18 protein-coding genes are annotated in these 17439 nt (G+C 45.9%); 11 read left to right on the forward strand and 7 right to left on the reverse strand.

Annotated features, from left to right (window positions below; translation table 11 throughout):
* Window positions 1-107: 107 nt before the first annotated feature.
* The 4 genes from QZX97_RS07935 to QZX97_RS07950 all read right to left on the reverse strand — a co-directional run bounded on the left by QZX97_RS07935 (window position 108) and on the right by QZX97_RS07950 (window position 5756).
* Window positions 108-3338, reverse strand: a complete 3231-nt coding sequence (locus QZX97_RS07935; RefSeq protein WP_295648558.1) for an amidohydrolase family protein — start codon at window positions 3336-3338, stop codon at window positions 108-110.
* A 430-nt stretch (window positions 3339-3768) separates the two neighbouring features.
* On the reverse strand, window positions 3769-4317 hold the full coding sequence (locus tag QZX97_RS07940; protein ID WP_295648561.1) for a hypothetical protein: 549 nt from the start codon (window positions 4315-4317) through the stop codon (window positions 3769-3771).
* Between the two features lie 178 nt (window positions 4318-4495).
* Complete coding sequence (locus tag QZX97_RS07945) at window positions 4496-5086, reverse strand: hypothetical protein (protein ID WP_295648563.1); 591 nt, start codon at window positions 5084-5086, stop codon at window positions 4496-4498.
* A gap of 238 nt (window positions 5087-5324) precedes the next feature.
* Window positions 5325-5756, reverse strand: a complete 432-nt coding sequence (locus tag QZX97_RS07950; RefSeq protein ID WP_295648566.1) for a DUF6526 family protein — start codon at window positions 5754-5756, stop codon at window positions 5325-5327.
* A gap of 296 nt (window positions 5757-6052) precedes the next feature.
* Here QZX97_RS07950 and QZX97_RS07955 point away from each other — a divergent pair, with 296 nt between their 5' ends.
* From QZX97_RS07955 to QZX97_RS07985, 7 genes are all read left to right on the forward strand, one after another.
* Entirely contained in the window at window positions 6053-6646 is a 594-nt protein-coding gene (locus QZX97_RS07955; protein ID WP_295648569.1) for a hypothetical protein, read from the forward strand.
* 77 nt (window positions 6647-6723) lie between these two features.
* Window positions 6724-8616 (forward strand): ATP-dependent DNA helicase RecQ, encoded by a 1893-nt coding sequence (locus QZX97_RS07960; RefSeq protein WP_295664558.1) that lies wholly within the window; start codon window positions 6724-6726, stop codon window positions 8614-8616.
* A gap of 49 nt (window positions 8617-8665) precedes the next feature.
* Window positions 8666-8872: a hypothetical protein gene (locus QZX97_RS07965; protein ID WP_295648575.1), complete on the forward strand. Its 207-nt coding sequence runs from the start codon at window positions 8666-8668 to the stop codon at window positions 8870-8872.
* A 413-nt stretch (window positions 8873-9285) separates the two neighbouring features.
* Window positions 9286-10011 (forward strand): head GIN domain-containing protein, encoded by a 726-nt coding sequence (locus tag QZX97_RS07970; protein WP_295648577.1) that lies wholly within the window; start codon window positions 9286-9288, stop codon window positions 10009-10011.
* Between the two features lie 6 nt (window positions 10012-10017).
* A complete protein-coding gene (locus QZX97_RS07975; RefSeq protein WP_295648579.1) occupies window positions 10018-10440 on the forward strand; it encodes a DUF2007 domain-containing protein in 423 nt (140 codons plus the stop codon).
* Window positions 10441-10521: 81 nt separating this feature from the next.
* A complete protein-coding gene (locus tag QZX97_RS07980; protein WP_295648581.1) occupies window positions 10522-10995 on the forward strand; it encodes a DUF2007 domain-containing protein in 474 nt (157 codons plus the stop codon).
* Window positions 10996-11015: 20 nt separating this feature from the next.
* A complete protein-coding gene (locus QZX97_RS07985; RefSeq protein ID WP_295648582.1) occupies window positions 11016-11738 on the forward strand; it encodes an adenine nucleotide alpha hydrolase in 723 nt (240 codons plus the stop codon).
* 505 nt (window positions 11739-12243) lie between these two features.
* Here the strand turns inward: QZX97_RS07985 and QZX97_RS07990 are convergent.
* Together QZX97_RS07990 and QZX97_RS07995 are read right to left on the reverse strand one after the other, a co-directional pair.
* Window positions 12244-12492 (reverse strand): hypothetical protein, encoded by a 249-nt coding sequence (locus tag QZX97_RS07990; RefSeq protein WP_295648584.1) that lies wholly within the window; start codon window positions 12490-12492, stop codon window positions 12244-12246.
* Window positions 12493-12506: 14 nt separating this feature from the next.
* Entirely contained in the window at window positions 12507-13205 is a 699-nt protein-coding gene (locus QZX97_RS07995; RefSeq protein WP_295648586.1) for a DUF3291 domain-containing protein, read from the reverse strand.
* A gap of 125 nt (window positions 13206-13330) precedes the next feature.
* Between QZX97_RS07995 and QZX97_RS08000 the strand changes: the two genes are divergently transcribed.
* The 4 genes from QZX97_RS08000 to QZX97_RS08015 are packed head-to-tail and all read left to right on the forward strand — an operon-like array spanning window position 13331 to window position 15956.
* On the forward strand, window positions 13331-13807 hold the full coding sequence (locus QZX97_RS08000) for a GAF domain-containing protein (protein WP_295648589.1): 477 nt from the start codon (window positions 13331-13333) through the stop codon (window positions 13805-13807).
* On the forward strand, window positions 13801-14457 hold the full coding sequence (locus tag QZX97_RS08005) for an alpha/beta hydrolase (protein WP_295664559.1): 657 nt from the start codon (window positions 13801-13803) through the stop codon (window positions 14455-14457). The genes QZX97_RS08000 and QZX97_RS08005 overlap by 7 nt, the downstream gene beginning before the upstream one ends.
* Window positions 14454-15050 carry a DNA-3-methyladenine glycosylase gene (locus QZX97_RS08010; RefSeq protein WP_295664560.1) on the forward strand — a complete coding sequence of 199 codons (597 nt, stop codon included), beginning with the start codon at window positions 14454-14456 and terminating at the stop codon, window positions 15048-15050. Before QZX97_RS08005 ends, QZX97_RS08010 begins: the two co-directional genes overlap by 4 nt.
* Window positions 15051-15053: 3 nt before the next feature.
* Entirely contained in the window at window positions 15054-15956 is a 903-nt protein-coding gene (locus QZX97_RS08015) for a histone deacetylase (protein WP_295648601.1), read from the forward strand.
* Between the two features lie 63 nt (window positions 15957-16019).
* Here QZX97_RS08015 and QZX97_RS08020 read toward each other — a convergent pair whose 3' ends face one another.
* Entirely contained in the window at window positions 16020-17408 is a 1389-nt protein-coding gene (locus tag QZX97_RS08020; protein WP_295648603.1) for an MATE family efflux transporter, read from the reverse strand.
* Window positions 17409-17439 lie beyond the last annotated feature (31 nt).

Below are 17439 nucleotides of genomic sequence, written 5' to 3' on the forward strand. Positions count from 1 at the left end.
TTGCCGACCTTACTGTAACAGCCTGAAATTTATAACCACGCCTTCTTAATTAATTTAATTTATACCCCAAATTGTAGCTGTTCATTTATTTGACCGGCTATTTTTGTTTAATTCCCGTCCTCCGAACTGAATAAATAAGTCTCCGTATTCTCTAACGGTAGCATAGCTGTATCGCTTTTGTTTATCTGCCACCAAAAACGCAGTCGTGGTTTTTCATGGTTGCCAATTTCGTTCATCGAGTCCGAGTCGTACAAACGGCCGTTCAGCATCACGTATTTTATTTTATCGCTGTTGCGGATGTCCTCCAATGGGTTTTGGTTCAGCACAATCATATCCGCAAGTTTACCAACCTCTAACGAACCTATCTCTTTCTCCATACCCAAATAATTAGCCCCGTTCATAGTAGCGCACCTTATAGCCTGCAAAGGTGTCATGCCCCCCTGTACCAGCATCCACAGCTCCCAATGCGCGCCCAACCCCTGTAATTGTCCGTGCGCGCCTAAGTTTACTTTCGTGCCGCCATCGGCAATAGCTTTTACAGCTTTCGATACCTCGATATGGTTATAGTCCCCATATTCGGATGTGGTACGCCTGCGCGACCGTTCATCAATAATACTTCTTGGAGTAAAATTCAACAAATGCTGGTCTTTCCAAACTTCTGTACGGTCGTACCAATAGTTCTCTCCAAACTGGCCTCCATAGCAAACAATCAGGGTGGGAGTGTAGCCGCTTTTGCTTTCATTCCATAGCGTTTTCACATCCTTATAAACAGGCAGCACAGGTATGTTATGTTCAATGCCGGTATGCCCGTCAACAATCATGTTCATATTGGTAAAAAAAGTCGAGCCGCCTTCGGGTACTACTTCCATTTGCAATTCACGGGCAGCCTCAATAATTTGCTGGCGCTGTTCGCGGCGTGGTTGGTTATAGCTTTTCACCGAAAACGCGCCTACATCTTTTAATCGGCGAAGGTTCGATAATGCATCGTCCAAACTATTGATAACGGCCTTAAAATCTCCATCAGCGCCGTACAATATCGTCCCGGTTGAATAAATACGCGGACCTGTCATCGTGCCCGACTTCACCATTTCGGCCTGGCTAAATACCATCTCGGTACTGGTCGATGGGTCGTGTACGGTGGTGACGCCGAAGGAAAGGTCGGCAAAATAGTTCCAGTCCTGCTGTGGCGAAACACCATCAGGGCTGGGGTGCAAATGCGCGTGCACGTCGATAATGCCCGGCATAATGGTTTTGCCGGCCAGGTCATACACCTTGGCATCAGCAGGTATATTTACTCCATCGACTTTGCCAATCGCAGTAATCTTGTTTTGGTCAATTACGATGGTGCCGTTCTCTATCACCTCGTCGCCCTTCATAGTAATGATGCGCACGTTTTTAAACGCAATTTTGCCGTCGGGTACATCGGTTTTCAGTTTTAGCCCTATTTCGGTGCCCGCGGTATCTATTGCCGGTGTTTTATCCGTACCGCCGTTCACAAAGGGGAATGCACTGCGGATATCCCTCACAAAATATTTTGGCCCCAGCGTCCACATTAAATGCTGGCTGTCTTTCGCCCAATGGATGTACGTTCCCGCGTCGCGGGTAAGCTTATTTAAGGGTAGGGCTTTGTTGTTTGCGGATAAATCTTGCGGACTCCCCGTATTCACCATCGGCGTCAAATAGCAGTTAAACAACTCCGTAAAGGCCATCCATTTACCATCAGGGCTTGGCGCGAATTGCGTGGCATAAGTAGATGTATACAGCGTTTTTTGGTGCCCGCCGTTCAAATCCATCACTTTAAAAGCTTTTTTGTCGCCTTCGTTGCTTTGGTAATATATTTTCGAGTCATCTGCCGAAAACTCCGGCCTGATGCCATTGTTCAGCACCAGTTGCGGTGTGCCTCCCGTTGCCGGGATGGTGTAAATGCCCGGGTCGCGGCCATAAAAATAGCCCAGTACTTCGTTGCCAACACCCTTGCGGTAGATGATTTTGTCGCCCTTGTTCGAAAATTTTGGCGAATAGTAAAATCCTTTGTCAAACGTAAGGCGGGTTACGGTATGTGTTTTTAGATTGAATGTATTGATGGAGCCTTTTAACTCGTCGGTCCAGTCAACATACACCAAGGTGTTGCCATCCGGACTAAACTGCGGCTCGTACTCCAAATCGGCAACCGAATCCATACGGCGCGGCACGCTATCGGGCATGGCTTTGATATAGATATGCCCCGCTGCATTAAACGCCACCCGTTTGCCATCGGGCGAGGTGGTCAATTCCCGTATCATCTTCGCCGTAAACTCCGGCTGATATACTTTTTGCTGGTAATGCAGCGCATCGGTAATGGTTTGTTGGGCGGTTACTTCAAAAGGTATCTGTGCTGTGTTCAGTGTAGCTACCTCAAGGTTCCATATTTTGCCTTTAGCGTAAAAGATGATATTCTTGCTGTCAGGTGTCCAGGCAAAATTGGGGTAAACGCCAAATATGGCCCAGGTTTCCTGTTGGTCTTTTGATAGGCCATCATACACCGGCCACTCTTCTTCTGTATCTAAGTTTTTAAGGTACAATACCGATTTTAGTCGCACCCGTTTTACAAAAGCCAGTAATTTACCGTCGGGCGATAGTTGCGGTCTGCATGCTCCCCCTGCGCCACCGGCAACGGTTTCTATCTGTCCGCTTTCGCGGTTTAAACGTTTAATAACATAAATACCGCCGTTAGGGTCTTTGTTATATTGAAAATCGGGACCGGCCGTAACATCCTCGCTCCAGTAAATGTATTTGCCATCAGGCGATGCTACGGGTTCGCCAGCATCCTGCTGGTCATTTTTTCTTTTGGTAAGCTGCACACCATCGCCGCCGTTCTTGTTATACAGCCACATTTCGCCCGCGCCTAAACTGCGCCCTGCCGTAAAATGCTTGCGCGCAACAAGGTACTGCCCGTCGGGCGTCCAGCTCGCATTGTTCAACAGCCTGAAGTTTTCTTTGGTAATGGGGTGCTTGTTCGTCCCATCAATATACATCACCCATATATTATCGCCACCATCCCGGTCGCTGGTATAACTGATCAGGTGCCCATCTGGACTAAACCTTGGCTGCACATCCCAGCTACGTCCGCCTGCTATCAAGGTCGCTTTGCCACCTGTTATAGGCATCGTATAAATATCGCCCAACAGGTCAAACACAATCGTCTTACCATCAGGGCTAACATCCAGATCCATCCAGGTGCCCTCATCCGTGGTAAAGCTTATCTTTTTAGACTGTGCCGGTACGGCATCCACGTTCCATTTTTGAGCATGGGTGGTAATGGAGAGTAGCAGTAGCAGGGGCAGGAGCAGTTTTTTCATGATGTCAGTTTAAGGCAGCTAATTTATAAAAGACATGGGTATTTATGGGTATCCGTGAATATCGAATAATGAATTTTGAATGTCGAATATCGAAGACAACTTCATCATTCAATATTGGATGTTCGGTGTTCAATATTTTTTCGATCTCATGGGTGTTTATGGGTGTTTTAAATTAAATCAATAAATCAATCATTCAGTCAATCATCAGCAGGGGGGGGGGGAAGTAAGACATTTTTCAAAGCTTTTTACTTCCCTTAATCATTTTGCAAATTGCGGTTTAACTACCCTACAATATACAGCTTTTTGCCGGCGAAAACAAGGCAAACCTTCCATTATCTGCAAAATTTTCCCGATTAGAGAAAGGGCCTATGCCAAAAAATCAGTGTTGAAATTTTTTTTCGAATTTTTAAAAAAAAATCAACCTCGGTTTTTACTTCGGGCTAAGCTTCAAATCAAAGCTTCCGGTAACCTTGTAAACATTGGTATTCAAAAAAGTAAAGGTACCGGTAGCGGCCTGGCTCAGGTTGAGCGTAAAGGTACCGGCTGCAGCTTCACCGTTTGTATTGTAGGCGGTTAGGTTTATAGCACCTACATTGGTAAAGGTCGAATTGATATAATAATAAGCGGCGCTGTTCGGTCCGCCAATCACTTGTGCGTATAAAAGGCTGTCAGGAGAGCTTATGATGGGTTTGCCTAAACTTTGTAAAATCAATACCTGGTTTTTGATGTTGCTGCATCCAATGAGGTAGGCGTTAGCTTTGGGATAGATAACGACAAAATCTTTCGAGGCATCATAAGTAAAAGTAGTATCGGGTGTGGTAACGGATACCGTCCCGCTCTTTACATAGTAAACACCGGTATCTGGTACCATCAACAAGTTGGCATTCGGGTCGGTTGCCGATGGGTCGTTCCCGCCTTTATGGCAAGCCACCAGGCTAATAGCCGCAAACAAAATAAATAGAGGATATAATTGTTTCATTATTTTCAATTTATTATGAAACCGTGTTTTTAATAGTTTTAGGGAGTATTTTTATATGCGAAAAGCGCATTTTCATAATAACGCTGAAAATTTATCTTATCAAATCTACACAAAAAAAACCATCGATTTCTGGTCGATGGTCTTTTTTTATCGTGATAATTCCGTATAAATTATATGGCTATTGGTTCAGTTTCAAATCGAAACTCCCCGAAATATTATAGTACTGTTGATTGGCCTGACTGCCGTTGGCAACCTTGGCAATATTGGCATTAAACGTACCCGTCGCTATCGAGCTATTGGTCAAATAATCAGTCAGCCCCATGGTACCAATTGGGCCGCTGTTATAGGTATTGCTGTATATCTGACTTACATTTTGGTACAAACCATACAAATGAATTTCGTATATATTTGACGTACCATGCAATTTAGGCCCTGTCGACGAGGTGATAGAAAAGCTGGTATACTGGTCGCGGTAGCAATTGATATTGTAATAAGAACTATCTCCCGAAAAATGTATCTCATCGCCCGGAGCGGTAAATACATAAGTGGTGTCTGGGGTTTTGATGGTAACCGTACCTTTCTTAAGGGTATAAGTGGTAGTATCGGGTATCACACTATCGGCAACCTTTTCCAAAGCATCCACTTTTTTGCAGGCAGCAAAGCAGGCCAAAAGTCCGGCAAAAAATAAAATTAAAAGTATTTGTATTTTCATGTAACCTATATTTTTGAAATCCGTATAAACAATGTTATCCTCGGTGGGGATTTCCATAACCGTGCCAAAACGTAAATTATGGGCATATTTTCCCCAAAAGGGGTGCTATGAGCTGTATTGAGGTTAAATAGCCCGTAACACACGGATTTAGTTGCATATTATTTTAGTTTTTTGAGGAATTTCTGAATAGGAAAAGGGGTATTTATTCCACAAAAAGAACTTCTTTTCGGCATATTGCAAACAAAAATAGCGACAGGTTTTGCCCGCCGCTATATGTATGAAACAGTTTTTTGTCTTACATTCTGTGGTGATCGGCCCGCCAGTTTTTAATGCTTTCCTTTATCGCTTTCGGCGATAACCCTTCGGCAGCAGCTTTATCAACCAGTAACAAAAATTCTTCGTCAGGGGCAAACCGCAGGGCAATAATTTGGCCCATGGTTATGCGCTTGTCTATCGCTTTGCCGGTTAAAATAAAGTAACGCAGGCTTTCTTCGGCACGTATTGCCCTATCCTGTGCCTTAAGCGGGAAAGTGCGCAGGAAAAGCCAGCACAATGTAACGCAAACAAATAATAATACAATAAGCCCTGCGCTAACGAGGCCCGCAAAATGCAAATGCCTGTAAAAACTAACTATCGACCAAATGAGGCCAATGAATAACAACGTACTTAACAAAAAATGATAGCCCTTAACATACCTGTGGTGATTGCTGAAATTTTGTGGTTCCATAATGGTTTAAATTTGTGGCAATATACAAATGTTATTGAATGCCAACAAGTTGCTGCGATGTGCATATGTTGATAACTGTTCGCAACCGCTTGCCCTGATTAGCTCTATATTAGTTGGCGTAAAAAAAGAAGCGCTTGATTGTTGAAATTACTTCGGCATCGCCTCAAAGTTTAATAATTCCCTGGGTATCAATTATTAATTAAGCTTAAGGCTAACCCTACAGCGGTTATTTGCGTACAACGGGCATTGTTTTTGTATATTGGTTTCCCTGATTGTTTTAAATTTTAATTATTGATATGAAGTTTTTGTATTTATCCGCATTTATATTATCTGCTTTTTTTGTTCTGCCGGCATCGGCGCAGCTCAGCTCATCGGGCACACCAACAGGCGAAACACTGAGTTTTGGTGCCGAAGGTGGTTTTGGTTTTTACAGCAAGGCCTATACGCCTTATGACTATGAAATACAAGTGCTCTCAAAATTTGAATACCCTATTATACAGGATAACCTCAATTTAACAGCCTCCTTGGGCTACGCCAAGTTTTTAACCGATCAAACTGTGCGGTATATATTTGGCCGCCCGGATAGTTATACGCAACCGGCTTATAATTATGTAACGGCCAAGGTTGGGGGTAAACTTTATGTAAACGACTTTCTATACGGCGAGCTCGAAGCGGGCGCGTCGGTAAGTTTAACTAACAAATACGAAACTGAATTGATATACTCGCCGGGCGTAGGTATAAGCTTTCCTATTTTCGATACCAAGGCCATTGATTTTGGCGTGCGTTACGAAGGCTGGAACCAAAAAGACAACTACGGCGACGTTATCATTAAACAGTTTATGAGCTTCAGACTGTTGTATAAATTCGGAATAGGCCAACACAATAATTGATTTTTTTGCAAATATAAACGAAGCCCGGCGGTAACCCTGCCGGGCTTTTTTTATATATTCGGTGTCATTTATTGTTGATGACCATACAGGAAATATTAAAGCATTATTGGCAGCACACGCATTTCAGGCCTTTCCAACAGGAGATCATTGAGTCGGTACTGCTTGGTCGTGATACTCTGGCCCTGTTGCCTACAGGTGGCGGTAAATCAGTTTGTTTCCAGGTACCTGCGTTGGCTAAACCCGGGGTGTGCATCGTTATTTCTCCCCTCATCGCTTTAATGAAAGACCAGGTTGAAAACCTGACGCAAAAAGGAATCAAAGCGGTGTCCATCGTTTCGGGCATGAGCAAACGCGAGGTCGAACTGGCTTTGGATAGCTGTATTTATGACGGTGTAAAATTCCTCTACCTCTCGCCCGAGCGCCTGCTTTCCGAGCTGGTGCAGGAGCGCATCCGTTATATGGATGTGAACCTCATCGCGGTGGATGAAGCGCATTGCATATCGCAATGGGGTTATGATTTCCGGCCGCCTTACCTGCACCTCGCTGATCTGCGCCAACTGCACCCTGATGTTCCCGTACTGGCCTTAACCGCTACGGCCACCGCCGAGGTTCGCGAAGATATCCAGCAAAAGCTTGGCTTCAAAGAAAACAACGTCTTTCAACAAAGCTTCGAGCGCAAAAACCTGGCCTATGTAGTGCAAAACCAGGAAAACAAGCAGCAAAAAATGCTCGACGTGATAGCCGGGGTAAAAGGCAGCGGTATAGTATATGTGCGCAGCCGCAAGGAAACTGTCGAGATAGCCCAGCTATTGAACCAACACGGCTATACTGCCGACTATTACCACGCCGGTGTTGAAGCGGCACTGCGTTCGCAAAAACAGTTGAACTGGAAAAATAACCGAACCCGTATTATTGTGGCCACCAATGCATTCGGGATGGGTATCGATAAGCCCGACGTGCGCTTTGTCATCCACAAAGACCTGCCCGAAAGCCTCGAAGCCTATTATCAGGAGGCCGGCCGCGCCGGGCGCGATGGGCAAAAAGCATATGCTGTGCTGCTATACAACCAGGGCGATAGGCACAAACTCGCCAAAAAATTCGAATTGAGTTTCCCGACCATCGACGAGATCAAGAACGTATACCACCAATTGGGCAATTATTACCAATTAGCCTACGGCGCAGGTGGGGGAGTCAATTTTGATTTGGACATCGGCGGTTTCTGCTCGAAATTTCAGTTAGATGCTGTTAAAACGCTCAATGCCCTCAAGTTTTTAGAGCGCAGTGAGTACGTGGTTTTTACCGAAAGCGTGTTTTTGCCATCGCGGTTCAGGTTCCGTGTGATGAAGGAAGAACTATACAACTTCCAGATACAAAACCCCGGTTGGGATACATTTATAAAAACCCTGCTGCGCTCGTATGCCGGAGCCTTCGAAAACTACGTAGGCCTGCGCGAGTTCGACCTGGCCAAGCGGATGGATACCAGTGTTCAACAAGTGATAGCCGGGCTCAACCAATTACAACAAATGGAAGTGCTGTACTACATGGGCCAAACCGACCAGCCCCAGGTAACCTTTTTAACTCCCCGCCAAAACATCAAAGACCTTCATATCGATCAGCGTTATATTGAGCAGCGCAAACAGGTATTTAAACAAAAAATGGATGCCGTTTTTTACTATGCAGAGGCGCGTAACTGTCGAAGCAGGATGTTGTTATCCTATTTTGATGAACCCAACGCCCATAAATGTGGTATTTGCGATGTATGCCTCGACGAAAAAAGAAAACTTGACGAATCGGGCATCAATGATTTGATAACCGACGAAATCGTGATGGCACTAAGTACCGCCCACCTTAGTTTAGATGCCCTTGTCCGCTCTGTACATGCCGGCACCGAAAAAGAGCGCATCGCCATCATTAGGCTGTTGCTCGATGCCGGTAAAATCAAAACCGATGGGGAGCATTACTATTTGTGATGAATTAATAAAATGTTTATCTTTATCTTATTAAGTAACTATAAATGTTATGATAAGAACGATTGTTAGAACTGATAAACGCGTGGTTTCTTTTGACATACCTGAAAACTATGTTGGTAAAGAACTTGAGGTAATAGCGTTTTCTAAAGATGAAGGATTGACAGAAGTCCTGACTAAAAAAAAGGCCACGTTTGACGCTATAGCTATCGATACAATCGGTTTTAAATTTAACCGTGACGAAGCGAATGAACGATAGGGTATTCTTGGACACAAATATCCTGGTGTATGCTTATTCAAAAACTGAATTGGAAAAACAGCGAGTTGCCCGAGATTTGGTTTTAAATAATAATTCATTTATCAGCAGTCAGGTTTTACAAGAATTAACCAATACCCTAACCAGATAATTTAATGTGGATTTTGATTCTGCCATAACAACCCTAATAGAATGTTGCAAGAACTACAATCTTCATATTAACACACAAACAACCATTCTTCAGGCTTGTAGTATTGCAAAACGTTATCGATATTCATTTTACGACTCCTTGATCATATCCGCAGCTTTAGAAACAGGTTGCACTAAGCTATACTCTGAAGACATGAATAATGGTCAGCTTATAGAAGAAAAACTAACAATCGTTAACCCGTTCACTTAACTCAAGTCATCATCCCATGAAAAAAACACACCTTTATTTATTCCTGTCGGCGGCAATTGCTGTATCAATCAGCTTGTCATCATGTAATATGGCTTGCAAAAAAGGTTCGGGCAACGTTAAATCCGAAACCCGTACGATCAATAATTTCTCTCAGTTGAGTTTGGAAGGTGGAAGTTACAAAGTTATCCTTACGCAAGGCCCGACAGTTTCGCTAAAAATAACCGGCGACGATAACCTGATGGGCGATATTGAAAGCGATGTGAGTGGCAATAAGCTCACCGTTAAAACCGAAGGTAATATTTGCCCTTCGGGCGAAACGGTATTGAACATCACTGTGAAGGATCTTTCGTACCTCGGTACTTCGGGAATGCTGGATATTTCATCCGATGGAAAAATTACCACAAAAGATATCGAATTTGATTTTTCGGGCACCACAAAACTCACCCTAAACCTGGAGGCGGCCAATGTAACCACTACCGGCAGCGGCATGATAGACCTTACCCTTACCGGCCAGGCCACAACACATAAAGTAGCCATAAGTGGCTCGGCACAGGTCGACGCGCTCGATTTTGTTGTCGGTAAATACGATATCGAAAGTAGTGGCGCGGGCAGCTATAAAATCAATGTATTAACCAATCTGAAGGTGAACACCAGCGGCACCAGCGATATCCAATACCGTGGCAACCCGGCAAATGTCGATAATAACCAGTCAGGAGCAGGGTCGATAAAAAAGATAGACTAAACTAACATGTCCAAAGAAAAAGAAGAGCCAATCATTACTTTCCGTACTTATAACGACCCGGTGCTCGCGCAAATAGAGCGCGGCAGACTGGAAGAAAACGATATACACTGTTTTGTAGATGACAGCGCCATGAGCATTTATCCTGTTTTTGGCAATACGCTCAGCACCATCAAACTGCAGATATTTGAGCGCGACCTGGAGAAAGCCAAAGCCATTTTAGCCGAAGATGCCGACCTTACGGTTGACGAACTGCCAAAAGAAGACGCGGTAATGGTTTGCCCGTACTGCGGTTCAAATAACGTGCGCAACAGTCAATCCGTACCCGATGATGCCAATTGGCTCACCCGAATCGTATCTACTGTAGCCAATGCCCTGCCTTTCGAAAAAGAAAAAGAATGGCATTGTTTTAATTGCGGGAAGGATTTTTAAGCCAGCCCCCTAACCCCCTAAAGGGGGAATTAAAGCGTATCGAAGCCAATGCAAAACAATCGGTGAAATCAAAGTATATCAATGCCTAAAGAAGAACCCATAGTAACTTACCGTACCTATTACGACCCTATGCTGGCGCATATCGAGCTTTCGCGGTTGCAGGATAGCGGTATACAATGCTTCATTTCGGATGAAAATATGGCCACCATTAACCCCTTTTATAATACAGCCATTGGTGGGATAAAACTCAGGGTATTTGAATGTGATATTGAAAAGTGCGATGCGATATTAGGCCAGGATGAATCTGCTTCGGTTGAATTAATAGAAGGAACATTCGTTGATGAACGTACTGTGGGCATCACTTGTCCTTATTGCAGTTCAAACAATGTTCGTTACGGTAATGCCACCGAACGACGTTATGGATGGTTTTCCACCATGCTTTCTGTTTTTGCCACATTTATTTCAACTTCCGGAGTAATGCCAATGTTGGCGCGCAAAACATGGCATTGTTTCAATTGTGCGAAAGATTTTGAAGCAGATAAGCCAGTATCGTAAACCAATCAATCATTCAATAAATGGGAAGAAAATGCATCTTCAACTGGAGTGGGGGCAAGGATAGCGCCTTAGCACTGTACCATTGCCTGCGCGACCCGGATATCGACATCAAATACCTCGTTACCACGGTGAACGATGCCGCCAACCGCATATCGATGCACGGCGTGCGTGAGGAGTTATTACTGCTACAGGCTGAGCGCATCGGCATACCATTGTATCAAATACGTCTGCCCGAAATGCCGGGGATGAAGGAATATGATGAAGCGATGCGCTTCCATATGGATAAGTTCAGGGCCGAGGGTATAACCCACGCCATCTTTGGCGATATCTTCTTAGAGGACTTAAAACTGTATCGGGACAACCGCCTGGCCGAAGCCGGCATGACCGGCATATACCCGCTATGGAAACGCGACAGCCACGAGCTCATCAATGAGTTTTTGGCACTTGGCTTCGGCACCGTCATCGCCTGTACCCAGGCATGGCTCGGCGAATTTGTCGGCAAAGAGATTAGCCCCGAACTCATAAATGCGCTTCCACCAGAAGTAGATGTTTGCGGCGAGAACGGCGAGTTCCATACCTTCGCCTTCAAAGGCCCCATCTTTTCATCGCCTATTTTATACCAAACAGGGGAGAAGGTTTTCAAAAAATACGCCGCCCCTAAAACTGCCGATGATACCTGCAATTCGTCGTCACCTTCAACCACCATTTCGGGCTTTTGGTATTGCGATTTGATGGCGGTTTAGCAATCCAAAAAAGCATAAAAATTAAAGGTCATGCTGAACTTGTTTCAGCACCCCATCATAAAGATATGCGAGTTACATTTGTTCATTACTTAGCATGTGAGGTGCCGAAATAAATTCGGCATGACCTGGTGTTTTGCATGCGGGTAGGGGACAGTTAAATTTAAAATTACCTTAAAAACCTTCCCGTCTTCGCGCCTTCGCGTGCCCAAAAACCTCCAAAAAGTTTGCATACTTCCCAACAAAAAAACGTACATTTAAAAATCGCTTTTTGTGTTTTAGCGGCCCAAATACAGTGTTTTAAGTCGATTTTACCCCGCAAAATTTAATTTTGTATAAAAATATAAACTATTAATATACAAGTAATTATAAAATTCAGATAAACTAAATTATCAACTGAATTTTAAATAAACGGCAAAAAGGCCAATTCTCGCCAAATAAAATTCTGTTTCAAATAGATATAATATTTAACCAATTGATATTTAACAACTTACAACAAATTACTAAATCAGTAATTGTACCTGTAAAAGCTTTCCTTAAAATCCTTGCGCATTTCGGCAAAGCGGGTGGCAACGGTCGCCAGGAAGGTCTCGTCGAGCAGTTCAAAAACACTGTTCACCCCGTCGGTCAGGTCCATCTCGGGCACCTTGTAAATTTGCTCCAACGGACCTTGTTCCAGTTTGATGATGAACTTTTGGTTCATGCTCATGATGGTGATTTTAAATTCGGGGTGGGGTAATTCGGCTACTGTTCTCATGGGTAAAAAGGAGTTTATTTGATGAGGCCTTCCAACGGGTTTTTCCCGTTCAAAGTACCCCAGGTTTCAAGCAGTTTAAAGCGCGCGAAAAGCTCTTCGCGGTACCAGTTTTCGTGCCGTGTTTTTTTGATCACTTCGGCATGTTGCGGGGTGTTGTAGGCAAAGTTCTTTACGGCTTCGGCGCTCACCCAAACCGAAAAGGTAGCCTGCCGGTAAACCGGCGCTTCGCCTATCCCCACCGAAGTGATATAGCCCTGCGCCGAAGTCATGATGTCGGCCACCTCGTCCACATGGCTCCAAAAATTCTTCAGCCGGTTCAGGTGTATGGTGGCCCGGGTCAGTACCGCTACCGGTCCGCTATGGTTAACAATGTTCGGTTTGCCAAAGGGTTCCTTGCCATCCCATTTGCCATGGCTTTGCAAAGGCTCCAATAACACCGTCCAGCTTTCGCGGGCGTACAGCGTCCACCATTTGCTCACAAACGAGCCACGGTAAAACGCGTCGAAGTCCTCGCGTTCGTCCCAAACGGCCAATAGTCCCCATTGCTGCCAGTCGGGCTGCAGGTCGAACGTGCCGTTATGCCCGCAGCCCAACAACTTCCAAAACGAGCAGCCCTGCCGCCACAGCATAGGCCAGCGGTGTATGGCCATGGCAACCAGAGCAAAAGGTATCATGGCCTTGCGGTAACGGACGATGGTGAGGCTGACGATCATATCAAAGCGAAATAAAAGATTAAATGTGATATTCGTACCGTCATGCCGAATTTATTTCGGCATCTCACCTGTTTGCTCACCAATTTTTACTTTCTAATAACAAGCCCGCAACTATCTTTGTACCTATGGCCGAAGACTTAACCATTATCCGCTCCGCGAGCAAAGCGGAGCAATACACATCCCTCATTCCGCAAATACAGGCATTGCTCGAGGGTGAGCCCGACCTGGTAGCCAACCTCGCCAATATCGCCGCCGCGCTCAAAGAGCAGTTCGGTTGGTTTTGGGTGGGCTTTTATTTGGTAAAGGGCGATGAACTGGTGCTTGGCTCTTTCCAGGGACCGGTGGCCTGCACCCGCATCGCAAAGGGCAGGGGAGTTTGTGGTACGGCCTGGGCCGAAGCCAAAACACTGGTCGTTCCGGATGTGGATACCTTTCCCGGTCATATCGCCTGCAGTTCGCTGTCGCGCTCCGAGATCGTGGTTCCGCTCTTGCATAACGGCCTGGTGGCTGGCGTGTTGGATGTGGATAGCGAAGCCCTGGATCAGTTTGATGCTACCGACGCACAATACCTTGAAGAGATCGTAAAGCTCATCAAATGGTAAAGCTCAGGGTTTTCCTCATATCGGGCATGGGTGCCGATGAGCGTCTTTTTATACATCTCGACCTGTCGGATTATGAAGTGATACCCGTCCACTGGTTCGAACCCGGACCAGACGATACTTTAAGCGACTATGCAGGTAAAGTAATACAACAATTTGGCATACAGGCAAATGATAACGTTATTGGTGTTTCCCTTGGCGGGATGATCACGGTGGAAATAGCAAAGCAAGTGGATTTGAAACACGCCATCCTTATATCCAGTATCAAAACCGTGGATGAGGCACCTGGATACTATTCCTTCTTCCGGGGCATCGGCATCTACAAATGGCTGAGCGGGCAAACCATTCTCAATATGGGCTTTTTGTTCAAACCGATAATGGGCAAACTGGCCGGTGGTCCGGAAGGGCATTTGTTTTACCTGATGCTCAAGAACACCTCGCCTACGTTTTTAAAATGGTCGATAGGAGCCAGTTTAAAATGGCATAATACTATCGTGCCTCAAAGCGTATCGCATATCATCGGCACAGCCGATAAAGTATTCGATTACAAAAAGATAAAGAATCCAATTATAGTTGATGGCGGCGACCATATGATGGTATTTAACCGAGCCAAAGAGATCAGTGCGATGCTGAAAGAAATATTGAGCAAATGAAACTAACTGAGGATTTTTATACCCACAACGATGTGCTCGGCATTGCCCGCAACTTGCTTGGCAAGTATTTGTTTACCTGTATTGATGGTGTAATTAGCGGAGGATATATTCTTGAATCAGAGGCATATAATGGTGTTGTAGATAAAGCCTCGCATGCCTTTGGGGGCAAGCAAACGCCCCGTACGCAAACCATGTTCGGGCAGGGCGGTATTGCCTATGTATACCTGTGCTACGGCATCCACGAGATGTTCAATGTGGTTACTTCTGTCGAAGGCGAGCCTCATGCCATACTCATCCGTGCCATCGTACCGACCGAAGGTATCGACGTGATGATGGCGCGACGCAATTTAAAGGCTTTTAAACCGTCGATAACATGCGGGCCGGGGTCTTATGCCAAAGCGCTGGGGATAACGCGCCAGATGAACGCTAATAGCCTCACAGGGGGTGTCGTATGGATTGAAGACAGGGGGCTTTCGTTTACGGATGAGGAAATCATGGCCGCGCCCCGCATCGGGGTGGACTATGCCGGGGATGATGCCCTGTTGCCATACCGGTTTTTTGTGAAAGGCAGCCCCTTTGCCAAAAAGAAGTAAAAGATGCTCAAAATAGCCTACGACCCCATCTTTGCCCATCCGCTGCCCGAAGGCCATCGTTTCCCCATGCTCAAGTACGAACTGATACCTGAGCAGTTGCTGCATGAAGGCCTGATTACCAGCCAAAACCTGTTCCATCCTGAAGCGGTAGATGAAGATATTATCCTGCTCACCCATGATGAAGCCTACTGGCACCAGCTCCGCGACTTGACCCTGCCGCCCAAAGAAATTCGCCGTATCGGCTTCCCCTTATCGGCCCGCCTGGTGGAGCGTTCAAGACGCATCGCAAAAGGCACTATTGATGGTGCCCTTTACGCTTTCGAAAACAAAATAGCCTTTAACGCCGCGGGCGGTACGCACCATGCGGGTACCAATTGGGGCGAGGGTTTTTGCCTGCTCAACGACCAGGCCATAGCAGCTAACTATTTGTTATCAAAACAATTAGCCTCCCTTATTTTAATTGTTGATTTAGATGTGCACCAGGGCAATGGCACCGCGCAAATATTTGAGCATGAGGACAGGGTGTTCACTTTCTCGATGCATGGGGCCAATAATTTTCCCGCACGCAAGGAACAATCAAGCCTAGATATTCCCCTGCCTGATGGTTTGGGCGATGAGGGATACCTCGATATTTTAACAGCCACACTAACCAAACTCATTGAAAAATTAAACCCGGATTTTATATTTTACCAGGCCGGGGTTGATGTTTTAGCCACCGATAAATTGGGCAAATTAAAGTTGAGCAAAGAAGCCTGCAAAGCCCGCGACCGTTTTGTGTTCGAGCAATGCCTTGCCCACAACATCCCCGTACAAGTGAGTATGGGCGGCGGCTACTCGCCGCAGGTTAAAGACATTGTGGAAGCGCATGTGAATACGTTTAGGGTAGCGATAGATCTGTATTTTTAGTCCGAAAGTCCGAAAAGTCGGGAAGTCCGAAAGAAAGATAAAAGAAGTTTACTGGTTTTCGGACTAAACTATCACTTCCGGACTTTCGGACTTCCTGTCTTCCGGACTATTTCTCAAACTCAGCACATGAAACCTAAAAAACAACAACACCGACGCCACCACCAATCCCAAAACCAAGCCGTACCATACCCCAACTGCGCCTAATTGCTCGTGTATCCCAAACCAGTAACCTACCGGGATGCCAACCACCCAATAGGCCAAAAAGGTAATAAAGGTAGGCACCTGCACATCGCCCATGCCCCGTAGTACGCCGAGGCCTACAACCTGTGTTCCATCAAACAACTGGAAGAACGCTGCCAGGATAAGCAGTTGAGCGGCAATGGCCAATACGGCTTTATCGGTGGTGAATATATAGGGCAGCAGGTGGTTGCAAAAGGTGAACATGAGCGCCGTAATACACATCAGCACCAGCACAATATGGTAACTTGATATGGCCGAGGTGCGCAGCAGTTTAAAGTTTTTGATCCCAAAATGGTTGCCCGATTTGATGGCCGCCGCTGCCGATACGCCCGACGACATCATGTAGGTACACGATGCCAGCGTGAGCGCGATTTGGTGCGCTGCCTGTGGCTCTGGCCCAATCGTACCGATGATAAAGTTTGCCCCCGCAAAGGCGCTCACTTCAAAAGTATATTGCATGGCAACCGGCGCGCCTATCTTTAACAGATTCCAACTGCGCAGGCGGTCTATGTTTTTTATGGCGAAGTTGTGCAGGTATTTCCTGAAGCGTTCCGAGCGTAAAACATAAAGTGTCATTACGACAGCCATTACGCAGCGGTCAATCAGCGTACTGTAACCCACCCCGCGGATGCCCATCGGCAAAATGCCAAACAAGCCCTTCACAAAGGTGATGCCTAAGCAAATGTTGAGGATGTTCCCCCAGATGGAAATACTCATGGCCTGTTTGGTAAAACCAAGCCCTTCGGCAAATTGCTTAAAGGTGTTGAACACCATGAGCGGTACAATGGATATGGCCAGCAGCGGCAAAAACAATTTGGCCTGCGCTACCACCAATGGCGACTGCCCCAAGTGCCCCAGCATATAGGCCGAACCCAAATAAACCAACAGGAACAGCAGCACCCCGGTAACCACATTAATGAGCAGGCTGTTGATGAGCAGGCGGCCGCACTCGCCAAAGTTTTCGCGGCTGTTCTCCTGAGCGATGAGGGGGGTAATACCATACGATATGCCCAGGCCTGTCACCAAAATGATAAAGAAAACGCCGTTGGCCAAAGCTACCGCCGCGAGGGGCACCGTACCGGCCCAGTGGCCAACAATAGCACTGTCCGATACCTGCACCAGCATATGCCCCAGTTGCGATATCATCACCGGGACGGCTAAACTCAGGTTATCGCGGTAATGGGGTTTGTATTTAGTGTAGAGGTGTTTCATTCATCAAAAATTGCGCTGCGAAATTACCGAT

The sequence above is a fragment of the uncultured Mucilaginibacter sp. genome (assembly GCF_903893715.1).
GTDB lineage: Bacteria > Bacteroidota > Bacteroidia > Sphingobacteriales > Sphingobacteriaceae > Mucilaginibacter.